This is a genomic window from Pseudomonas sp. PS01270, from assembly GCF_029959775.1.
GTDB classification, from domain to species: domain Bacteria; phylum Pseudomonadota; class Gammaproteobacteria; order Pseudomonadales; family Pseudomonadaceae; genus Aquipseudomonas; species Aquipseudomonas atacamensis.
Genome location: NZ_JASCPT010000250.1, coordinates 1 through 1,983, shown reverse-complemented (window position 1 = coordinate 1,983; position 1,983 = coordinate 1). Strand labels below are relative to the sequence as shown.

General features: G+C 60.0%; 3 protein-coding genes. All 3 read right to left on the bottom strand.

Annotated features, from left to right (window positions below; translation table 11 throughout):
- Window positions 1-105: 105 nt before the first annotated feature.
- Genes QMX86_RS27935 through QMX86_RS27925 form a run of 3 tightly spaced genes read right to left on the bottom strand, consistent with a single transcriptional unit; the run spans window position 106 to window position 1,882 of the window.
- Entirely contained in the window at window positions 106-669 is a 564-nt protein-coding gene (locus tag QMX86_RS27935) for an NUDIX hydrolase (protein WP_016775015.1), read from the bottom strand.
- A 1-nt stretch (window position 670) separates the two neighbouring features.
- The gene (locus QMX86_RS27930) at window positions 671-1,435 is read right to left on the bottom strand and encodes a GntR family transcriptional regulator (RefSeq protein ID WP_016775014.1); all 765 of its coding nucleotides are present in this window, start codon (window positions 1,433-1,435) and stop codon (window positions 671-673) included.
- Window positions 1,436-1,492: 57 nt separating this feature from the next.
- Window positions 1,493-1,882, bottom strand: a complete 390-nt coding sequence (locus QMX86_RS27925) for a carboxymuconolactone decarboxylase family protein (RefSeq protein ID WP_007968634.1) — start codon at window positions 1,880-1,882, stop codon at window positions 1,493-1,495.
- Window positions 1,883-1,983 lie beyond the last annotated feature (101 nt).

The following is a 1,983-nucleotide window of genomic DNA, read 5'->3' as shown; positions in this document are numbered from 1 at the left end:
GGAATGCAGCCCGGGACGCTCTGCGTCCCATCCAGAGCCGAACGCGGAGCGTCCGTAGAGGCATTCCCACGCGGAGCGTGGGAACGATCAGTGGGAAGGTGATTTTTAGCGCATGAAGTGAATTTTGCCGCTGTCATCATTACCCATGTAAATCCCGTAAACCCCCGCTTGGCGCTCTTCGATATAGCGCTCGAGAATCTGCCGGATCGCCGGGTAGTAGATCTGCTCCCACGGAATCTCTTCAGGGGCGAAGAACTTGTAATCCATGGTCTCCGGCCCGTACTGCCCGGTGATCTCCAGGGCGATGGCGCGGAAGATGATGTACACCTCGCTGATCTTCGGCACGCTGAAGATCGAATACGGCGAGACGATTTCCGCGCGCACGCCGCTTTCTTCCCAGACTTCGCGCAGCGCCGCCTGCTCGGTGGTCTCAAAGCTTTCCATGAAACCGGCCGGCAGCGTCCAGGTGCCGGGGCGCGGGGGAATCGCCCGTTGGCACAAGAGGTATTTGCCGTCCTGCTCGATGATGCAGCCGGCAATGATCTTCGGATTGACGTAGTGGATATAGCCGCAGCCGCGGCACATCAGGCGCTCGTGCGTATCGCCCGGCGGCGTCTGCTGACCGAGGTCAGGGCCACCGCATTTCGGGCAAAAGCTCGGGCTGAACATGTCATTGACCTATGCGAGGTTCTTTCAGCGCGATCGGCAGGGTGATCGCCGGGGTGCCTTTGACGGCGACGCCGGTCTCTTCCTGTTTGCGCTTGAGGTAATCGAGGGCCACGGCAGCCGCCGCGCGGACGTGATCGACACACGCCTGATGCGCCGCCAGCGGATCACCGCTCTTGATCGCCTCGACCATTTTTTCCATCTCGTGATTACTCGCGCCGCGTCGGTTTTCCTGGGACACCGAGGTCGCGCGCAGATAGCTGATGCGCGCCTGCAACTGGCGCAATTGGGTGGCGGCGACATGGTTGCCCGAGCCTTCGAGCAGCACGTCGTAGAAGCCCTGCACCGAGTCGATCACCTGTTGCAGCTCGCCGTCCTTCAACGCCTTGCGGTTGTCATCGAGGGCTTTTTCCAGGGCTTTGATGTCCTTGGCTTTGGCGCGCAGGGTGAACAGTTGCACGATCAGGCCTTCGAGCACACAACGCAGTTCGTAGATATCGACGGCGTCGTCGAGGGTGATGATGGCTACGCGCGGGCCTTTGGCATCTGCGAATTCGACGAGACCTTCGGATTCAAGGTGACGCAAAGCTTCGCGCACCGAAGTGCGGCTGACGCCGAGACGATCGCACAGGTCGCGTTCGACCAGACGATCACCTGGCATGAGCTGGAAATTCATGATCGCGCTACGCAGTTTGTCCAGCACGATTTCGCGCAGGGTAACGGGGTTGCGATTGACCTTGAAGCTGTCGTCGAGTGGCTGGCGTTTCATGGGGTCCGCTCTTGAGCTTGGCTGTCCATGCCAGACGGGCATCAAAACAGCCGAGGGTTAACTGGAGGCCTCGGCGTCGGCTTCGGCAAAGGCTTCACGGGCCAGCCGGAAACTGTCCACGGCCGCCGGAACGCCGCAATAAATGCCGACCTGAAGCAGAATTTCGCGTATTTGCTCACGACTCAGGCCGTTACGCAAGGCGCCACGCACATGCAGCTTGAGTTCATGCGGGCGGTTGAGCGCCGAGATCATCGCCAGGTTGATCATGCTGCGCTCCTTGAGCGACAGACCCTCACGCCCCCAGACATGGCCCCAGCAGTATTCAGTGACCATTTCCTGCAGCGGGCGGGTGAAGTCGTCGGCGTTCTCGATCGAGCGCTGCACGTAGGCTTCGCCCAATACCTGGGTGCGGATTTTCAGACCTTTTTCATACTTCTCGTTACTCATCATTCCTCCAATGCACAGGTGTTCCCTGTGGGAGCGAGCCTGCTCGCGAAGGCGTCATGTCAGTCGATGCAAATGTTGAATGATCGACCGCTTTCGCGAGC

Bases quoted from the DNA above. Each gene is read 5' to 3' on its own strand.
- QMX86_RS27935 (WP_016775015.1), bottom strand. From the start codon at position 669: ATGTTCAGCCCGAGCTTTTGCCCGAAATGCGGTGGCCCTGACCTCGGT.
- QMX86_RS27930 (WP_016775014.1), bottom strand. From the start codon at position 1,435: ATGAAACGCCAGCCACTCGACGACAGCTTCAAGGTCAATCGCAACCCC.
- QMX86_RS27925 (WP_007968634.1), bottom strand. From the start codon at position 1,882: ATGAGTAACGAGAAGTATGAAAAAGGTCTGAAAATCCGCACCCAGGTA.